The sequence below is a fragment of the Serratia sp. BNK-23 genome (assembly GCF_047456145.1).
In the GTDB taxonomy this organism is placed as follows: Bacteria; Pseudomonadota; Gammaproteobacteria; order Enterobacterales; family Enterobacteriaceae; genus Serratia; species Serratia nematodiphila.
The window spans coordinates 226402-243328 of the sequence record NZ_CP179900.1; the positions used below are offsets into that span (position 1 = coordinate 226402).

The 16927-nt window shown below is 51.8% G+C and carries 33 protein-coding genes; 31 read left to right on the forward strand and 2 right to left on the reverse strand.

The window, feature by feature from the left end; genetic code table 11:
- The first annotated feature begins 1 nt into the window (after position 1).
- From rpsJ to ACMGF9_RS01170, 31 genes are all read left to right on the forward strand, one after another.
- Entirely contained in the window at positions 2–313 is a 312-nt protein-coding gene (rpsJ, locus tag ACMGF9_RS01020; protein ID WP_001181005.1) for a 30S ribosomal protein S10, read from the forward strand.
- A 32-nt stretch (positions 314–345) separates the two neighbouring features.
- Positions 346–975: a 50S ribosomal protein L3 gene (rplC, locus tag ACMGF9_RS01025; protein ID WP_015379265.1), complete on the forward strand. Its 630-nt coding sequence runs from the start codon at positions 346–348 to the stop codon at positions 973–975.
- 10 nt (positions 976–985) lie between these two features.
- A complete protein-coding gene (gene rplD / locus ACMGF9_RS01030; RefSeq protein WP_004929779.1) occupies positions 986–1591 on the forward strand; it encodes a 50S ribosomal protein L4 in 606 nt (201 codons plus the stop codon).
- Positions 1588–1890 (forward strand): 50S ribosomal protein L23, encoded by a 303-nt coding sequence (gene rplW, locus ACMGF9_RS01035; RefSeq protein WP_004929776.1) that lies wholly within the window; start codon positions 1588–1590, stop codon positions 1888–1890. The genes rplD and rplW overlap by 4 nt, the downstream gene beginning before the upstream one ends.
- A gap of 18 nt (positions 1891–1908) precedes the next feature.
- Positions 1909–2733, forward strand: a complete 825-nt coding sequence (gene rplB / locus ACMGF9_RS01040; RefSeq protein ID WP_004929775.1) for a 50S ribosomal protein L2 — start codon at positions 1909–1911, stop codon at positions 2731–2733.
- Positions 2734–2747: 14 nt separating this feature from the next.
- Positions 2748–3026, forward strand: a complete 279-nt coding sequence (gene rpsS, locus ACMGF9_RS01045) for a 30S ribosomal protein S19 (protein ID WP_004929772.1) — start codon at positions 2748–2750, stop codon at positions 3024–3026.
- A gap of 14 nt (positions 3027–3040) precedes the next feature.
- Complete coding sequence (rplV, locus tag ACMGF9_RS01050) at positions 3041–3373, forward strand: 50S ribosomal protein L22 (protein WP_002223844.1); 333 nt, start codon at positions 3041–3043, stop codon at positions 3371–3373.
- Positions 3374–3390: 17 nt separating this feature from the next.
- Positions 3391–4089, forward strand: coding sequence for a 30S ribosomal protein S3 (rpsC, locus tag ACMGF9_RS01055; RefSeq protein ID WP_004929766.1), 699 nt, complete (start codon positions 3391–3393; stop codon positions 4087–4089).
- A 12-nt stretch (positions 4090–4101) separates the two neighbouring features.
- Positions 4102–4512: a 50S ribosomal protein L16 gene (gene rplP / locus ACMGF9_RS01060; RefSeq protein ID WP_004929764.1), complete on the forward strand. Its 411-nt coding sequence runs from the start codon at positions 4102–4104 to the stop codon at positions 4510–4512.
- Positions 4512–4703, forward strand: a complete 192-nt coding sequence (gene rpmC / locus ACMGF9_RS01065) for a 50S ribosomal protein L29 (protein ID WP_004929762.1) — start codon at positions 4512–4514, stop codon at positions 4701–4703. The genes rplP and rpmC overlap by 1 nt, the downstream gene beginning before the upstream one ends.
- The gene (gene rpsQ, locus ACMGF9_RS01070; protein WP_004929760.1) at positions 4704–4958 is read left to right on the forward strand and encodes a 30S ribosomal protein S17; all 255 of its coding nucleotides are present in this window, start codon (positions 4704–4706) and stop codon (positions 4956–4958) included.
- Between the two features lie 172 nt (positions 4959–5130).
- Positions 5131–5502: a 50S ribosomal protein L14 gene (gene rplN, locus ACMGF9_RS01075; RefSeq protein ID WP_000613954.1), complete on the forward strand. Its 372-nt coding sequence runs from the start codon at positions 5131–5133 to the stop codon at positions 5500–5502.
- Positions 5503–5511: 9 nt separating this feature from the next.
- A complete protein-coding gene (gene rplX / locus ACMGF9_RS01080; protein WP_004929758.1) occupies positions 5512–5826 on the forward strand; it encodes a 50S ribosomal protein L24 in 315 nt (104 codons plus the stop codon).
- 14 nt (positions 5827–5840) lie between these two features.
- Positions 5841–6380, forward strand: coding sequence for a 50S ribosomal protein L5 (gene rplE, locus ACMGF9_RS01085; RefSeq protein ID WP_004929756.1), 540 nt, complete (start codon positions 5841–5843; stop codon positions 6378–6380).
- A 13-nt stretch (positions 6381–6393) separates the two neighbouring features.
- Positions 6394–6699 (forward strand): 30S ribosomal protein S14, encoded by a 306-nt coding sequence (gene rpsN, locus ACMGF9_RS01090; protein ID WP_004929754.1) that lies wholly within the window; start codon positions 6394–6396, stop codon positions 6697–6699.
- Between the two features lie 30 nt (positions 6700–6729).
- A complete protein-coding gene (rpsH, locus tag ACMGF9_RS01095; RefSeq protein ID WP_004929753.1) occupies positions 6730–7122 on the forward strand; it encodes a 30S ribosomal protein S8 in 393 nt (130 codons plus the stop codon).
- A 14-nt stretch (positions 7123–7136) separates the two neighbouring features.
- On the forward strand, positions 7137–7670 hold the full coding sequence (gene rplF / locus ACMGF9_RS01100) for a 50S ribosomal protein L6 (RefSeq protein ID WP_004929751.1): 534 nt from the start codon (positions 7137–7139) through the stop codon (positions 7668–7670).
- Between the two features lie 9 nt (positions 7671–7679).
- The gene (gene rplR, locus ACMGF9_RS01105) at positions 7680–8033 is read left to right on the forward strand and encodes a 50S ribosomal protein L18 (RefSeq protein ID WP_004929748.1); all 354 of its coding nucleotides are present in this window, start codon (positions 7680–7682) and stop codon (positions 8031–8033) included.
- 14 nt (positions 8034–8047) lie between these two features.
- A complete protein-coding gene (gene rpsE / locus ACMGF9_RS01110) occupies positions 8048–8548 on the forward strand; it encodes a 30S ribosomal protein S5 (protein ID WP_004929747.1) in 501 nt (166 codons plus the stop codon).
- 6 nt (positions 8549–8554) lie between these two features.
- Complete coding sequence (rpmD, locus tag ACMGF9_RS01115; RefSeq protein WP_048232028.1) at positions 8555–8734, forward strand: 50S ribosomal protein L30; 180 nt, start codon at positions 8555–8557, stop codon at positions 8732–8734.
- A 3-nt stretch (positions 8735–8737) separates the two neighbouring features.
- Positions 8738–9172 carry a 50S ribosomal protein L15 gene (rplO, locus tag ACMGF9_RS01120; protein ID WP_004929742.1) on the forward strand — a complete coding sequence of 145 codons (435 nt, stop codon included), beginning with the start codon at positions 8738–8740 and terminating at the stop codon, positions 9170–9172.
- Between the two features lie 7 nt (positions 9173–9179).
- On the forward strand, positions 9180–10511 hold the full coding sequence (secY, locus tag ACMGF9_RS01125; protein WP_004929740.1) for a preprotein translocase subunit SecY: 1332 nt from the start codon (positions 9180–9182) through the stop codon (positions 10509–10511).
- A gap of 33 nt (positions 10512–10544) precedes the next feature.
- Positions 10545–10661 (forward strand): 50S ribosomal protein L36, encoded by a 117-nt coding sequence (gene rpmJ / locus ACMGF9_RS01130; protein ID WP_002227352.1) that lies wholly within the window; start codon positions 10545–10547, stop codon positions 10659–10661.
- Between the two features lie 148 nt (positions 10662–10809).
- Positions 10810–11166, forward strand: coding sequence for a 30S ribosomal protein S13 (gene rpsM / locus ACMGF9_RS01135; protein WP_004929734.1), 357 nt, complete (start codon positions 10810–10812; stop codon positions 11164–11166).
- 16 nt (positions 11167–11182) lie between these two features.
- Positions 11183–11572: a 30S ribosomal protein S11 gene (rpsK, locus tag ACMGF9_RS01140; protein ID WP_004929731.1), complete on the forward strand. Its 390-nt coding sequence runs from the start codon at positions 11183–11185 to the stop codon at positions 11570–11572.
- A gap of 30 nt (positions 11573–11602) precedes the next feature.
- A complete protein-coding gene (rpsD, locus tag ACMGF9_RS01145) occupies positions 11603–12223 on the forward strand; it encodes a 30S ribosomal protein S4 (RefSeq protein WP_004929729.1) in 621 nt (206 codons plus the stop codon).
- 25 nt (positions 12224–12248) lie between these two features.
- The gene (locus ACMGF9_RS01150; protein WP_002919219.1) at positions 12249–13238 is read left to right on the forward strand and encodes a DNA-directed RNA polymerase subunit alpha; all 990 of its coding nucleotides are present in this window, start codon (positions 12249–12251) and stop codon (positions 13236–13238) included.
- Positions 13239–13278: 40 nt separating this feature from the next.
- Positions 13279–13668 (forward strand): 50S ribosomal protein L17, encoded by a 390-nt coding sequence (gene rplQ, locus ACMGF9_RS01155; protein ID WP_004929726.1) that lies wholly within the window; start codon positions 13279–13281, stop codon positions 13666–13668.
- 148 nt (positions 13669–13816) lie between these two features.
- The gene (locus tag ACMGF9_RS01160; RefSeq protein WP_088381967.1) at positions 13817–14191 is read left to right on the forward strand and encodes a DUF1992 domain-containing protein; all 375 of its coding nucleotides are present in this window, start codon (positions 13817–13819) and stop codon (positions 14189–14191) included.
- The gene (gene zntR / locus ACMGF9_RS01165) at positions 14191–14622 is read left to right on the forward strand and encodes a Zn(2+)-responsive transcriptional regulator (protein ID WP_004929722.1); all 432 of its coding nucleotides are present in this window, start codon (positions 14191–14193) and stop codon (positions 14620–14622) included. The genes ACMGF9_RS01160 and zntR overlap by 1 nt, the downstream gene beginning before the upstream one ends.
- 75 nt (positions 14623–14697) lie before the next feature.
- A complete protein-coding gene (locus tag ACMGF9_RS01170) occupies positions 14698–14904 on the forward strand; it encodes an alternative ribosome-rescue factor A (protein WP_004929720.1) in 207 nt (68 codons plus the stop codon).
- Between the two features lie 57 nt (positions 14905–14961).
- Here the strand turns inward: ACMGF9_RS01170 and mscL are convergent, their stop codons facing one another.
- Positions 14962–15378, reverse strand: coding sequence for a large-conductance mechanosensitive channel protein MscL (gene mscL / locus ACMGF9_RS01175; protein ID WP_004929718.1), 417 nt, complete (start codon positions 15376–15378; stop codon positions 14962–14964).
- Between the two features lie 137 nt (positions 15379–15515).
- Positions 15516–16892 (reverse strand): Trk system potassium transporter TrkA, encoded by a 1377-nt coding sequence (gene trkA, locus ACMGF9_RS01180; RefSeq protein ID WP_021505260.1) that lies wholly within the window; start codon positions 16890–16892, stop codon positions 15516–15518.
- Positions 16893–16927 lie beyond the last annotated feature (35 nt).

Sequence of the window (16927 nt, forward strand, 5' to 3'; positions counted from 1 at the left end):
CATGCAGAACCAAAGAATCCGTATCCGCCTGAAAGCGTTTGATCATCGTCTGATCGATCAATCAACCGCGGAAATCGTCGAGACTGCAAAGCGCACTGGTGCGCAAGTCCGTGGTCCGATCCCGCTGCCAACTCGCAAAGAGCGCTTTACCGTTCTGATCTCTCCGCACGTCAACAAAGACGCGCGCGATCAGTACGAGATTCGCACTCACAAGCGTCTGGTTGACATCGTTGAGCCAACCGAGAAAACCGTTGATGCTCTGATGCGTCTGGATCTGGCTGCCGGTGTAGACGTGCAGATCAGCCTGGGTTAATCAGGTCATTGAGCGATTGAGAGGTTGAAACAATGATTGGTTTAGTCGGTAAAAAAGTGGGTATGACCCGTATCTTCACTGAAGATGGCGTTTCTATCCCAGTAACCGTAATTGAAATTGAAGCGAACCGCGTGACTCAGGTTAAAAGCCTGGACACCGACGGTTACCGTGCCGTTCAGGTTACCACTGGTAGCAAAAAAGCTAACCGTGTAACCAAGCCGGAAGCGGGCCATTTCGCTAAAGCTGGCGTTGAAGCTGGCCGTGGTCTGTGGGAATTCCGCCTGGAAGAAGGTCAAGAATTCGCTGCAGGTCAGGAAATTAGCGTAGAAATCTTCGCTGACGTTAAAAAAGTCGATGTTACCGGTACTTCTAAAGGTAAAGGTTTTGCTGGCACTGTTAAGCGCTGGAACTTCCGTACCCAAGACGCTACCCACGGTAACTCCTTGTCTCACCGCGTTCCGGGTTCTATCGGTCAGAACCAGACTCCGGGCAAAGTGTTCAAAGGCAAGAAAATGGCTGGCCACCTGGGTGATGAGCGCGTAACCGTTCAAAGCCTGGACGTAGTACGTGTTGACGCTGAGCGCAACCTGCTGCTGGTTAAGGGTGCTGTACCGGGCGCAACCGGTGGCAACCTGATCGTTAAACCAGCTGTGAAGGCGTAAGGGGATAGCAATGGAATTAGTATTGAAAGACGCGCAAAGCGCGCTGACTGTTTCCGAAACTACCTTCGGTCGTGATTTCAACGAAGCGCTGGTACACCAGGTTGTTGTTGCTTATGCAGCAGGTGCCCGTCAAGGTACTCGTGCTCAGAAGACCCGTGCTGAAGTAACTGGTTCCGGCAAAAAGCCATGGCGTCAGAAAGGCACCGGCCGTGCGCGTTCAGGTTCTGTAAAGAGCCCGATCTGGCGTTCAGGCGGCGTGACCTTTGCTGCTAAGCCACAGGACCACAGTCAGAAAGTAAACAAAAAGATGTACCGCGGCGCGCTGAAAAGCATCCTGTCCGAACTGGTACGTCAAGATCGTCTGATCGTTGTCGAGAAGTTCTCTGTAGAAGCGCCTAAAACTAAGCTGCTGGCACAGAAACTGAAAGATATGGCTCTGGAAGACGTGCTGATCGTGACCGGTGAACTGGATGAGAATCTGTTCCTGGCAGCTCGCAACCTGTACAAGGTTGACGTGCGCGATGTAGCAGGTATCGATCCGGTTAGCCTGATCGCCTTCGACAAAGTGGTTATGACTGCTGATGCTGTGAAGCAAGTTGAGGAGATGCTGGCATGATCCGTGAAGAACGTTTGCTGAAAGTGCTGCGTGCACCGCACGTATCTGAAAAAGCATCCGCTGCGATGGAAAAAAGCAACACCATCGTTCTCAAAGTTGCCAAAGACGCGACCAAAGCAGAAATCAAAGCTGCAGTGCAGAAACTGTTTGAAGTCGAAGTCAAAGACGTGAACACCCTGGTAGTTAAAGGGAAAGTGAAGCGTCACGGTCAGCGTGTTGGTCGTCGTAGCGACTGGAAAAAAGCTTACGTCACCCTGAAAGAAGGCCAGAATCTGGACTTCATCGGCGGCGCAGAGTAAGTCGGAGGAGTAAGAACAATGGCAATTGTTAAATGTAAACCTACATCTCCGGGTCGTCGCCACGTTGTTAAAGTGGTTAACCCTGAGCTGCACAAGGGTAAACCTTATGCCCCGCTGCTGGAAAAACTGAGCAAAAGCGGTGGTCGTAACAACAATGGCCGTATCACCACCCGTCATATCGGTGGTGGCCACAAGCAACATTATCGTCTGGTTGACTTCAAGCGCAACAAAGACGGTATCCCTGCTGTGGTTGAGCGTCTGGAGTACGATCCGAACCGTTCCGCGAACATCGCGCTGGTTCTGTACAAAGACGGCGAACGCCGTTACATCCTGGCGCCGAAAGGCCTGAAAGCTGGTGACCAGATTCAATCTGGCGTTGATGCTGCAATCAAAGCGGGTAACACCCTGCCGATGCGCAACATTCCAGTTGGTTCAACGGTTCACAACGTAGAAATGAAACCAGGTAAAGGCGGCCAGATGGCTCGCTCCGCTGGCGCCTACGTTCAGATCGTTGCTCGTGATGGTTCCTACGTAACTCTGCGTCTGCGCTCCGGCGAAATGCGTAAAGTTCCAGCTGATTGCCGCGCCACCCTGGGTGAAGTCGGTAACGCTGAACACATGCTTCGCGTTCTGGGTAAAGCAGGTGCTGCACGTTGGCGTGGTGTTCGTCCTACCGTTCGCGGTACGGCGATGAACCCGGTAGATCACCCGCACGGTGGTGGTGAAGGTCGTAACTTTGGTAAGCACCCGGTAACTCCGTGGGGCGTTCAGACCAAAGGTAAGAAGACCCGTAGCAACAAGCGTACTGATAAGTTCATCGTACGTCGCCGTAGCAAAAAATAATTAGAGGATAAGCCATGCCACGTTCTCTCAAGAAAGGTCCTTTTATTGACCTGCACTTGCTGAAGAAGGTAGAGAAAGCGGTGGAAAGCGGTGACAAGAAGCCTTTGCGCACTTGGTCCCGTCGTTCAACGATCTTTCCTAACATGATCGGTTTGACCATCGCTGTCCATAATGGTCGTCAGCACGTACCAGTGTTCGTTTCCGATGAAATGGTCGGTCACAAACTGGGTGAATTCGCGCCGACTCGTACTTATCGCGGCCATGCGGCTGATAAAAAAGCTAAAAAGCGCTAAGGTAGGAGGAAGAGATGGAAACTATCGCTAAACATCGCCACGCTCGTTCTTCTGCTCAGAAGGTTCGCCTTGTTGCTGACCTGATTCGCGGTAAGAAAGTGTCGCAAGCTCTGGAAACTCTGACCTACACCAACAAGAAAGCTGCTGGTCTGGTTAAGAAAGTGCTGGAGTCTGCCATTGCTAACGCAGAACACAACGATGGCGCTGACATCGATGATCTGAAAGTTACGAAAATCTTCGTAGACGAAGGCCCAAGCATGAAGCGCATTATGCCGCGTGCAAAAGGTCGTGCAGATCGCATCCTGAAGCGCACCAGCCACATTACTGTGGTTGTGTCCGATCGCTGAGACTCTGGAGACTAGCAATGGGTCAGAAAGTACATCCTAATGGTATTCGCCTGGGTATTGTCAAACCTTGGAACTCTACTTGGTATGCGAATACCAAAGAATTCGCTGACAACCTGGACAGCGACTTTAAAGTTCGTCAATTCCTGACTAAGGAACTGTCGAAAGCTTCCGTTTCTCGCATCGTTATCGAGCGTCCTGCGAAGAGCATCCGTGTGACCATTCACACTGCTCGCCCAGGCATCGTTATCGGCAAGAAAGGTGAAGACGTCGAAAAACTGCGCAAGGTCGTAGCGGACATCGCTGGCGTTCCTGCACAGATCAACATCGCCGAAGTCCGTAAACCGGAACTCGACGCTAAATTGGTTGCTGACAGCATCACTTCTCAGCTGGAACGTCGCGTTATGTTCCGTCGTGCTATGAAGCGTGCAGTACAGAACGCAATGCGTCTTGGCGCTAAAGGTATCAAAGTTGAAGTAAGCGGCCGTCTTGGCGGCGCCGAAATCGCACGTACCGAATGGTACCGCGAAGGTCGTGTTCCATTGCACACTCTGCGTGCGGACATCGACTACAACACATCTGAAGCGCACACCACTTATGGTGTAATCGGCGTTAAGGTATGGATCTTCAAAGGTGAGATCCTGGGTGGTATGGCTGCAGTTGAACAACCGGAACCGGCTGCTCAACCTAAAAAGCAGCAGCGTAAAGGCCGCAAGTAAGGAGAGTCGCTGATGTTACAACCAAAGCGTACAAAATTCCGTAAGGTGCACAAGGGCCGCAACCGTGGTCTGGCGCAAGGTACGGATGTTAGCTTCGGCACTTTCGGTCTGAAAGCTGTTGGCCGTGGCCGTCTGACTGCTCGTCAAATCGAAGCAGCTCGTCGTGCAATGACTCGTGCAGTTAAGCGTCAAGGCAAGATCTGGATCCGTGTATTCCCGGACAAACCGATCACCGAGAAGCCGCTGGAAGTGCGTATGGGTAAAGGTAAGGGTAACGTGGAGTATTGGGTTGCCCTGATCCAGCCTGGTAAGGTCCTGTACGAAATGGACGGCGTGCCAGAAGAGGTTGCCCGCGAGGCATTCAAACTGGCAGCAGCGAAACTGCCGATCAAAACCACCTTTGTAACTAAGACGGTGATGTAATGAAAGCACAAGAGCTGCGTGAAAAAAGCGTTGAAGAGCTGAATGCCGAGCTGCTCAACCTGCTGCGTGAGCAATTCAACTTGCGCATGCAGGCGGCCAGTGGCCAGCTGCAACAAACTCACCTGTTGAAACAAGTGCGTCGTGACGTCGCACGCGTTAAGACTTTACTGACTCAAAAGGCGGGTGTGTAAATGACTGAAGTTATCCGTACCCTGCAGGGTCGTGTTGTTAGCGATAAAATGGAGAAATCCATCGTTGTTGCTATCGAGCGTACTGTGAAGCACCCGATCTACGGGAAATTCATCAAACGTACGACCAAGCTGCACGTACATGACGAGAACAACGAATGTGGTACCGGCGACGTGGTGGAAATCCGCGAATGCCGCCCACTGTCCAAGACCAAGTCCTGGACGTTGGTTCGCGTTGTAGAGAAAGCGATTCTGTAATAGAGTAGCTGGCTCTCACTTAATAAACGGCTCAGAAAATGAGCCGTTTATTTTTTCTACCCATACCAAGTAAGCGGTGTTATAATGCTGCGCCCTCGGTTATGGGGCTTTTCAACGGCCTAATTTTTACTTGGGTCTTTAAAGTAGTAGTTGACATTAGCGGAGCACTAAAATGATCCAAGAACAGACTATGCTGAACGTCGCCGACAACTCCGGTGCACGTCGCGTAATGTGTATCAAGGTTCTAGGTGGCTCGCACCGTCGCTACGCAGGCGTCGGCGACATCATCAAAATTACCATCAAGGAAGCAATTCCTCGCGGTAAGGTGAAGAAAGGCGATGTTCTGAAGGCGGTAGTGGTGCGCACCAAGAAGGGTGTACGTCGCCCGGACGGTTCTGTCATTCGCTTCGATGGCAATGCATGCGTTATTTTGAACAATAACAGCGAGCAGCCAATCGGTACGCGTATTTTTGGGCCGGTAACTCGTGAACTGCGTAATGAGAAGTTCATGAAAATTATCTCTCTGGCACCAGAAGTACTCTAAGGAGCGAACATGGCAGCGAAGATCCGTCGTGATGACGAAGTTATCGTGATTACCGGGAAAGACAAAGGTAAGCGCGGTAAAGTAAAAAATGTCCTGTCTGCTGGCAAGGTCATTGTTGAAGGCATCAACCTGGTTAAGAAACACCAGAAGCCGGTTCCGGCTCTGAACCAACCAGGCGGCATTGTTGAGAAAGAAGCTGCAATTCAGGTTTCTAACATTGCTATCTTCAACGCGGCTACCGGCAAGGCTGACCGTGTAGGCTTTAGATTCGAAGACGGCAAAAAAGTCCGTTTCTTCAAGTCTAACAGCGAAACTATCAAGTAATTTGGAGTAATACGATGGCGAAACTGCATGATTACTACAAAGACGAGGTAGTCAAACAACTGATGTCTCAGTTTGATTACAACTCTGTCATGCAAGTCCCTCGGGTCGAGAAGATCACCCTGAACATGGGTGTTGGTGAAGCGATTGCTGACAAGAAACTGCTGGATAACGCCGCAGCGGACCTGGCAGCCATCTCCGGTCAAAAACCGTTGATCACCAAAGCCCGCAAATCTGTTGCAGGCTTCAAAATCCGTCAGGGCTATCCGATCGGCTGTAAAGTAACTCTGCGTGGCGAACGCATGTGGGAGTTCTTTGAGCGTCTGATCTCCATTGCTGTTCCACGTATCCGTGACTTCCGTGGCCTGTCCGCCAAGTCATTCGATGGCCGTGGCAACTACAGCATGGGCGTGCGTGAGCAAATCATCTTCCCAGAAATCGACTACGACAAAGTCGATCGCGTTCGTGGTTTGGATATTACCATTACCACTACTGCGAAATCTGATGATGAAGGCCGCGCGCTGCTGGCTGCTTTTAACTTCCCGTTCCGCAAGTAAGGCAGGGTTACTGATGGCTAAGCAATCAATGAAAGCACGCGAAGTCAAGCGCGTGAAATTAGCTGACAAGTTCTTTGCAAAACGCGCTGAACTGAAAGCTATTATCTCTGATGTGAACGCATCCGATGAAGATCGTTGGAATGCCGTTCTCAAGCTGCAAACTCTGCCGCGTGATTCCAGCCCGTCTCGTCAGCGTAAACGCTGCCGCCAAACTGGCCGTCCACATGGTTATGTGGGCAAATTCGGGTTGAGCCGTATTAAGCTTCGTGAAGCCGCTATGCGCGGTGAAGTACCAGGCTTGAAAAAGGCTAGCTGGTAATTACCAATTGAATCACGGGAGTAAAGACAGATGAGCATGCAAGATCCGATCGCGGATATGCTGACCCGTATCCGTAACGGTCAAGCCGCGAACAAAGTTGCGGTCACCATGCCTTCCTCCAAGCTGAAAGTGGCAATTGCCAACGTGCTGAAGGAAGAAGGTTTTATTGAAGATTTCAAAATCGAAGGCGACGCCAAGCCTGTTCTGGAACTGGTACTGAAGTACTTCCAGGGCAAAGCTGTGGTAGAAAGCATTCAACGTATCAGCCGTCCAGGTCTGCGCATCTACAAGAAAAAAGATGAGCTGCCAAAAGTTATGGCCGGTTTGGGTATCGCTGTTGTTTCTACCTCTAAAGGTGTTATGACCGATCGTGCAGCTCGCCAGGCTGGTCTGGGTGGCGAGATTATCTGCTACGTAGCTTAATTCGGGAGGAAAGAATGTCTCGTGTTGCAAAAGCACCCGTCGTCATTCCTGCCGGCGTAGAGGTAAAACTCAACGGTCAGGTTATTTCGATTAAGGGTAAAAACGGCGAGTTGACTCGTACTATCCACGACGCCGTTGAAGTGAAGCAAGAAGCTAACGCACTGACTTTCGCTCCGCGCGAAGGTTTTGCTAACGCATGGGCCCAAGCGGGTACCACGCGCGCTCTGCTGAACGCAATGGTTGTTGGTGTTACCGAAGGCTTCACCAAGAAGCTTCAACTGGTAGGTGTTGGTTATCGTGCTGCCGTTAAAGGCAACGTGGTGAATTTGGCCCTGGGCTTCTCTCACCCTATCGATCACCAGCTGCCGGCAGGTATCACTGCTGAATGCCCAAGCCAAACTGAAATCGTGCTGAAAGGCGCTGATAAGCAGGTAATTGGCCAGGTAGCAGCAGATCTGCGCGCTTACCGTCGTCCTGAGCCTTACAAAGGCAAGGGTGTTCGTTACGCCGACGAAGTCGTGCGTACCAAAGAGGCTAAGAAGAAGTAAGGTAACACTATGGATAAGAAATCTGCTCGTATCCGTCGTGCGACCCGCGCACGCCGCAAGCTCCAAGAGCTGGGTGCAACCCGCCTGGTGGTACATCGTACCCCGCGTCACATTTACGCACAGGTGATTGCTCCAAACGGTTCTGAAGTACTGGTAGCCGCTTCTACTTTAGAAAAAGCTATCGCGGAGCAACTGAAGTATTCCGGTAACAAAGACGCAGCAGCAGCCGTAGGTAAAGCTCTGGCTGAGCGCGCGTTGGAAAAAGGGATTGCGAAAGTATCCTTTGACCGTTCCGGTTTCCAATATCATGGTCGAGTCCAGGCACTGGCAGATGCTGCCCGTGAAGCTGGCCTTCAGTTCTAAGGAAGAGGTTTAAGATGGCTCACATCGAAAAACAAGCTGGCGAACTGCAGGAAAAGCTGATCGCGGTAAACCGCGTATCTAAAACCGTAAAAGGTGGCCGTATTTTCAGCTTTACCGCACTGACTGTAGTTGGTGATGGTAACGGTCGCGTTGGTTTTGGCTACGGCAAAGCACGCGAAGTTCCAGCAGCGATCCAGAAAGCGATGGAAAAAGCCCGTCGCAACATGATGAACGTCGCGCTGAACAGCGGCACCCTGCAGCACCCTGTTAAGGGCGCTCACACGGGTTCTCGCGTGTTCATGCAGCCTGCTCATGAAGGTACCGGTATCATCGCGGGCGGTGCAATGCGCGCCGTTCTCGAAGTTGCTGGGGTGCACAACGTATTGGCTAAAGCTTATGGTTCCACCAACCCGATCAACGTGGTTCGTGCAACTATCGACGCTCTGGCGAATATGAAGTCTCCTGAAATGGTCGCTGCTAAGCGTGGTAAATCCGTTGCCGACATTCTGGGGTAATTGACCATGGCTAAGACTATTAAAGTTACACAAACTCGCAGCTCAATTGGCCGTCTGCCGAAGCATAAAGCTACTCTGCTCGGTCTGGGTCTGCGTCGTATTGGTCACACCGTAGAGCGCGAGGATACTCCTGCTGTTCGCGGTATGGTCAACCTGGTTTCCTACATGGTTAAAGTTGAGGAGTAACAGATGCGTTTAAATACTCTGTCTCCGGCTGAAGGTGCCAAGCATGCGCCTAAGCGTGTAGGTCGTGGTATTGGTTCTGGCCTGGGTAAAACCGGCGGCCGTGGTCACAAAGGTCAGAAGTCTCGTTCTGGCGGTGGCGTACGTCGTGGTTTCGAAGGTGGTCAGATGCCTCTGTACCGTCGTCTGCCGAAATTCGGCTTCACTTCACGCAAAGCGATGATCACGGCAGAAGTTCGTCTGTCTGAACTGGCTCTGGTTGAAGGCGATGTTATCGACCTGAACGCGCTGAAAGCCGCTAACGTAGTTGGTGTCCAGATCGAATTCGCGAAAGTTGTACTTTCTGGCGAAGTCGCTCGTCCGGTAACCCTGCGTGGTCTGCGTGTCACCAAAGGCGCTCGTGCTGCTATCGAGGCTGCTGGCGGTAAAATTGAGGAATAAGTAGCAGATGGCTAAGCAACCAGGATTAGATTTTCAAAGTGCTAAAGGCGGGCTCGGCGAGCTGAAGCGCAGACTTTTGTTTGTCATCGGCGCGCTGATTGTCTTCCGCATCGGCTCTTTCATTCCGATTCCTGGTATCGATGCCACTGTGCTTGCCAAATTGCTTGAGCAGCAGAGAGGCACTATCATTGAAATGTTTAACATGTTCTCTGGTGGTGCCCTCAGCCGTGCTTCTATCTTTGCTCTGGGGATCATGCCGTATATCTCGGCGTCGATCATTATCCAGCTGCTGACGGTGGTTCATCCAGCGTTGGCGGAAATCAAGAAAGAAGGGGAGGCTGGCCGTCGCAAGATTAGCCAGTACACCCGCTACGGTACGCTGGTATTGGCCATATTCCAGTCGATCGGTATTGCTACCGGTCTGCCGAATATGCCTGGTATGCAGGGCCTGGTGTTAAACCCAGGCTTTGCATTCTACTTTACTGCGGTTGTGAGCCTGGTAACCGGGACAATGTTCCTGATGTGGCTGGGTGAGCAGATTACTGAGCGCGGTATCGGCAACGGTATCTCGATCATTATCTTCGCGGGTATTGTAGCGGGGCTCCCGCCGGCAGTGGCCCATACTATTGAGCAAGCGCGGCAAGGCGACCTGCACTTCCTCCTGCTGCTGTTGGTTGCAGTATTGGTGTTTGCAGTAACCTTCTTCGTTGTTTTCATCGAGCGTGGTCAACGTCGTATCGTCGTTAACTATGCGAAGCGTCAACAAGGTCGTCGTGTTTATGCAGCACAGAGTACACACTTACCGTTGAAAGTGAACATGGCGGGTGTTATCCCGGCGATTTTCGCTTCCAGCATTATTCTGTTCCCGGCCACGATTGCATCATGGTTTGGGGGCGGTACCGGTTGGAACTGGCTGACTACGATTTCGCTGTATTTGCAGCCAGGGCAACCGCTTTATGTGTTACTCTATGCGTCTGCAATCATCTTCTTCTGTTTCTTCTACACGGCGTTGGTTTTCAACCCGCGTGAGACAGCAGATAACCTGAAGAAGTCCGGTGCCTTCGTACCAGGAATTCGTCCGGGAGAGCAAACGGCGAAGTATATCGATAAAGTAATGACGCGTTTAACCCTGGTGGGCGCGATGTACATTACTTTCATCTGCCTGATCCCGGAGTTCATGCGTGATGCAATGAAAGTACCATTCTACTTTGGTGGTACCTCGCTACTGATCGTGGTTGTCGTCATCATGGACTTTATGGCTCAAGTGCAAACTCTGATGATGTCAAGTCAGTACGAGTCTGCATTGAAGAAAGCAAATCTGAAAGGCTATAACCGCTAGTCAGATTCGTTTGAGAAGTTACGGAGAGTAAAAATGAAAGTTCGTGCTTCCGTCAAGAAATTATGTCGTAACTGCAAAATCGTTAAGCGTAACGGTGTCGTTCGTGTGATTTGCAGCGCCGAGCCGAAGCATAAACAGCGTCAAGGCTGATTATCTCGCATATTTTTCTTGCAAAGTTGGGTTGAGCTGGCTAGATTAGCCAGCCAATCTTTTGTATGTCGCACTGCAACATTATTTGAGTATCCTGAAAACGGGCTTTTCAGAATGGTGTTGCTGTATAAAATAGTAGGAGTGCATAGTGGCCCGTATAGCAGGCATTAACATTCCTGATCATAAACATACCGTTATCGCCTTAACGTCGATCTTCGGTATCGGTAAAACCCGTTCACAGGCTATCTGTGCATCTACGGGTATTGCTGAAAATGTTAAGATCAGTGAGCTGTCTGAAGAGCAAATCGAAAAGCTTCGTGATGCAGTTGCCAAATACACCGTTGAGGGTGATTTGCGTCGTGAAATTACCCTGAGCATCAAGCGTCTTATGGACCTTGGTTGCTATCGTGGTTTGCGTCATCGTCGTGGTCTGCCGGTACGCGGTCAGCGCACCAAGACCAACGCTCGTACCCGTAAGGGTCCGCGCAAGCCGATCAAGAAATAATCGGGGTTATTGAATAATGGCAAAGGCACCTGTTCGTACACGTAAGCGTGTAAGAAAGCAAGTCTCTGACGGCGTGGCTCATATCCATGCTTCTTTCAACAACACCATCGTTACCATCACTGATCGTCAGGGTAATGCTTTGGGTTGGGCAACAGCCGGTGGTTCCGGTTTCCGTGGTTCTCGTAAGTCCACTCCGTTCGCAGCACAGGTTGCAGCAGAACGTTGTGCTGACGCAGTGAAAGAATACGGTATCAAGAACCTGGAAGTTATGGTTAAAGGACCTGGTCCTGGTCGTGAGTCTACTATCCGCGCTCTGAACGCGGCTGGTTTCCGCATCACTAACATTACTGATGTGACTCCGATCCCTCATAACGGTTGTCGTCCGCCGAAAAAGCGCCGCGTGTAACGCAGCTTTTAGGATTGTTGGAGAAAGAAAATGGCAAGATATTTGGGTCCTAAGCTCAAGCTGAGCCGTCGTGAGGGCACAGACCTGTTCCTTAAGTCTGGCGTTCGCGCGATCGATTCCAAGTGTAAAATTGAACAAGCACCTGGTCAGCACGGTGCGCGTAAACCGCGTCTGTCTGATTACGGTGTTCAGTTGCGTGAGAAGCAGAAAGTTCGTCGTATGTACGGCATTCTGGAGCGTCAATTCCGCAACTATTACAAAGAAGCAACCCGCCTGAAGGGCAACACCGGTGAAAACCTGTTGCAGCTGCTGGAAGGTCGTCTGGACAACGTTGTTTACCGTATGGGCTTCGGCGCTACTCGTGCAGAGTCACGTCAGCTGGTTAGCCACAAAGCAGTTATGGTAAACGGTCGCGTTGTTAACATCGCTTCTTATCAGGTATCTCCGAATGACGTAGTCAGCATCCGCGAGAAAGCTAAAAAGCAGTCTCGTGTTAAAGCTTCTCTGGAGCTGGCTGAGCAGCGTGAAAAGCCGACTTGGCTGGAAGTTGATGCTGCTAAGATGGAAGGCGTGTTCAAGCGTATGCCTGAACGTACCGATCTGTCTGCGGACATTAACGAACACCTGATCGTCGAGCTTTACTCCAAGTAAAGCTTAGTACCAAAGAGAGGACACAATGCAGGGTTCTGTGACAGAGTTTCTAAAACCGCGCCTGGTAGATATCGAGCAAGTCAGTTCGACGCACGCCAAGGTGACCCTTGAGCCTTTAGAGCGTGGCTTTGGCCATACTCTTGGCAACGCACTGCGCCGTATTCTGCTTTCATCTATGCCGGGTTGCGCGGTGACCGAGGTTGAGATTGATGGTGTACTGCATGAGTACAGCACCAAAGAAGGCGTACAGGAAGATATCCTGGAGATCCTGCTCAACCTGAAAGGGCTGGCGGTGAGAGTTCAAGGCAAAGACGAAGTTATTCTTACCCTGAATAAATCTGGCATTGGCCCTGTGACCGCTGCCGACATCACCCATGATGGTGATGTCGAAATCGTCAAGCCTCAGCACGTGATTTGCCACCTGACTGATGAGAACGCGGCTATCAGCATGCGTATCAAAGTTCAGCGCGGTCGCGGTTATGTGCCGGCTTCTGCCCGAATTCATTCGGAAGAAGATGAGCGCCCAATCGGTCGTCTGTTGGTTGACGCCTGCTACAGCCCTGTAGAGCGTATCGCCTACAATGTTGAAGCTGCGCGTGTAGAACAGCGTACTGACTTGGATAAGCTGGTCATCGAAATGGAGACCAATGGCACGATCGATCCTGAAGAGGCGATCCGCCGTGCGGCCACCATTCTGGCTGAACAACTTGAAGCTTTCGTTGACCTGCGTGATGTGCGTCAGCCGGAAGTTAAAGAAGAGAAACCGGAATTCGATCCGATCTTGCTGCGCCCTGTTGACGATCTGGAATTGACTGTCCGCTCTGCTAACTGCCTCAAGGCAGAAGCTATCCACTACATCGGTGATCTGGTACAGCGTACCGAGGTTGAGTTGCTGAAAACGCCAAACCTGGGTAAAAAATCTCTTACCGAGATTAAAGACGTGCTGGCCTCACGTGGTCTGTCTCTGGGCATGCGCCTGGAAAACTGGCCGCCGGCAAGCATTGCTGACGAGTAACCGGATCACAGGTTAAGGTTTTACTGAGAAGGATAAGGTCATGCGCCATCGTAAGAGTGGTCGTCAACTGAACCGTAACAGCAGCCATCGCCAGGCTATGTTCCGTAACATGGCCGGCTCTTTGGTTCGTCATGAGATCATCAAGACGACCCTGCCAAAAGCAAAAGAGCTGCGTCGCGTTGTTGAGCCGCTGATTACTCTTGCCAAGACCGACAGCGTAGCTAATCGTCGTCTGGCATTCGCCCGTACTCGTGATAACGAGATCGTGGCAAAACTGTTTAACGAGCTGGGCCCGCGTTTCGCGAGCCGTGCCGGTGGTTACACTCGCATTCTGAAGTGTGGCTTCCGCGCAGGCGACAACGCGCCGATGGCATACATCGAGCTGGTTGATCGTGCTGAGTCTCAAGCAGAAGTAGCAACTGCAGAGTAATCTGTAGACGCGTAAAAAAACCGGGCTTGCCCGGTTTTTTTACGTCCAAATCCAGCCAAATGTGCGCAATTCCCCTGCAGTGCTTAAGATCCCCGCCCCTATCCGCTATGCTAAGGCTTATTCATTAGGCTAACCGAGGCTGTCTGTCATGGGGTTGCTTGATCAATGGGCGGAGCGTCATATCCTTGATGCTCAGGATAAAGGCGAGTTCGACAACCTGCCTGGCCAGGGGCAGCCGCTGGCGCTGGAAGATGACAGCGCGGTGCCGCCCGAGCTACGCGCCGGTTACCGTTTGCTGAAAAATGCCGGTTACCTGCCGCCGGCGCTGGAAGATCGTAAAGAGGCGTTGACCGTTGCCCGCTTGCTGCAAGAGATTAATAGCGAACATCCGGACTATGTCGATCTCAGCAAGCGCATGGCACTGCTGGAGCACCGGCTGCGTCAGGCTGGGATGAGCACCGATTTCTTGCATGGCGAATATCAGCGCGCGCTTGATGACAAGTTCACCCGAGAGGAGCGGTAATGTTCAAGATAGGTCAGTTGGCCAAGCTCGCCGAAGTGACGCCGGATACCGTGCGTTACTATGAAAAGCAGGGCATGATGGATCACAATGTCCGCACCGAAGGCGGTTATCGGCTGTATACGGAGCAGGACCTGCAGCGGCTGCGTTTTATTCGCTATGCCAAACAGTTGGGTTTTACTCTGGAAACGATCGCCGAACTACTGTCGATCCGGGTTGATCCTGAACATCATACCTGCCAGGAATCGAAGTCGATCGTCGATGCTCGCCTGAGTGAAGTGGAAAGCAAGTTGGCGGAGCTGACTCGCATGCGCGAATCGTTGAAACGCCTGAGTGACGCCTGCTGCGGCACTGCCCATACCAGCAACTATTGTTCTATTCTGGAAGCCTTGGAACAGGGTGCCAGCGATGATAAAGGCAAAAAAGATTGCTGACGACACTTTAATTTTTATATTGCCGGCAGTATTATCGGCTCGTTTTATTACCCTACCTTTTACAGGAGCATTATCATGACGAAATATCGTCACACTAAAGGCCAGATTCAAGATAACGCCATTGAGGCGCTGCTGCATGACCCGCTATTCCGCCAACGAGTGGAAAAGAATGTGAAAGGCAAAGGCAGCTATCGGCGTAAAGAAAAACACAACAAAGGCGGTAACTGGGAGGCCAGTGGCAAACTATCAAACGATAATTTACCACTGGCTTTCTGGTTTTAAGGCATTAAAAAAGCCACCTTCATCGGTGGCTTTTTATTGGCATAACTTAATGCTGTTTTACAGTTTTGGCTGCTGTTGCTGGCTCAGCAAATCACGGATTTCCGTCAGCAGTTTCTCTTCTGCGGTTGGTTCTGGCGGCGCTGCTGGCGCTTCTTCCTGCTTGCGGCGCACCTTGTTCATCAGTTTAATCGCCAGGAAGATAGCGAAGGCGACAATCACAAAGTCAAATACGGTCTGGATGAATGAACCATAGTTCATTACCACCGCCGGTACGGCGCCCTGAGCTTCACGTAACACCAGATGGAACTGTTTAAAATCGACGCCGCCAATCAGTAAGCCCAACGGTGGCATGATGATATCGGCCACGAAGGACGAAACAATCTTGCCGAATGCAGCACCGATAATCACACCGACGGCCAGATCGACCACGTTGCCGCGCATGGCAAATTCGCGAAACTCTTTCAACATACTCATAGAACGCACCCCTTGCAGAATTAATAACTCAAGTTTAACAAAGCAATTTCCCTTTGCCACAAATGGAGAGAAGTTTTATCTCCTCCCAAGGCAGAGAACAACTACGCAATTATAGACCATCGCCTAATAAATTCGTTCTACAAGAAGAACGGGCTCGGTTGGAACAAGCGTTCAACGTCCGGCACGAATTTCTTGTCGGTAATAAACATGATGACGTGATCGCCCTGTTCGATTTTGCTGTTGCCGTTGGCGATGATCACGTCGTCGCCACGCACGATCGCACCGATGGTGGTACCCGGTGGCAGCTTGATGTCTTCCACGATGCGGCCGACCACTTTAGATGTGCTTTCATCGCCGTGGGCAATCGCTTCGATCGCTTCTGCCACGCCGCGGCGCAGTGACGAGACGCTGACGATATCCGCTTTGCGCACATGCCCAAGCAGCGCGGAGATGGTTGCCTGCTGCGGGGAAATGGCAATATCGATCACGCTGCCTTGCACCAGATCGACATAGGCGCGGCGCTGGATCAATACCATCACCTTCTTGGCGCCCATGCGCTTGGCCAGCATGGCGGACATGATGTTGGCCTCATCGTCGTTGGTAATGGCGATGAAAACATCCACCTGCTCGACGTGCTCTTCGGCCAGCAGCTCCTGATCGGAGGCATCGCCGTAGAATACAATGGTGTCGTGCAGCTGTTCGGCCAGTTCGGCGGCGCGTTGCTGATTCCGCTCGATCAGTTTGACGTTGTAGTCTTTTTCCAGCTTGGCGGCCAGGCCGGCGCCGACGTTACCGCCGCCGACGATCATGATGCGCTTATAGGGTTTTTCCAGCCGCTGCAGTTCGCTCATCACCGCGCGGATATGCTGTGAGGCGGCGACGAAGAACACTTCATCGCCGGCTTCGATGATGGTCGAGCCCTGCGGACGGATCGGACGATCCTGGCGGAATATGGCGGCGACGCGGGTATCGATATGCGGCATGTGCTCGCGCATTGAAGAGAGCGCATTGCCGACCAGCGGGCCGCCGTAATAGGCTTTAACCGCGGCGATGCTGACCTTGCCTTCGGCAAAGTTGACCACCTGCAGCGCGCCAGGGTATTCAATCAGCTTGTAGATATAGTCGATGACCAGCTGCTCCGGCGAAATCAGATGGTCGATTGGCACCGCTTCCGGCAGGAACAGTTTCTCCGACTCGCGGATGTATTCCGGCGCGCGGATACGGGCGATACGGTTAGGGGTATTAAACAGAGAATAGGCGACCTGGCAGGCGATCATGTTGGTTTCGTCGGAGTTGGTGACGGCGACCAGCATGTCGGCGTCTTCTGCGCCGGCTTCGCGCAGCACCCGAGGGTGGGAACCATGCCCCTGAACCACCCGCAAATCGAATTTATCCTGCAGCTGACGCAAGCGGCCGGAATCGGTATCGACGACGGTGATATCGTTGTTTTCACCCACCAGGTTTTCCGCCAGCGTCCCGCCAACCTGACCGGCACCAAGAATAATTATTTTCATCGTGTTCTCTGCTTCACACTGAAAGACTTAGGGCG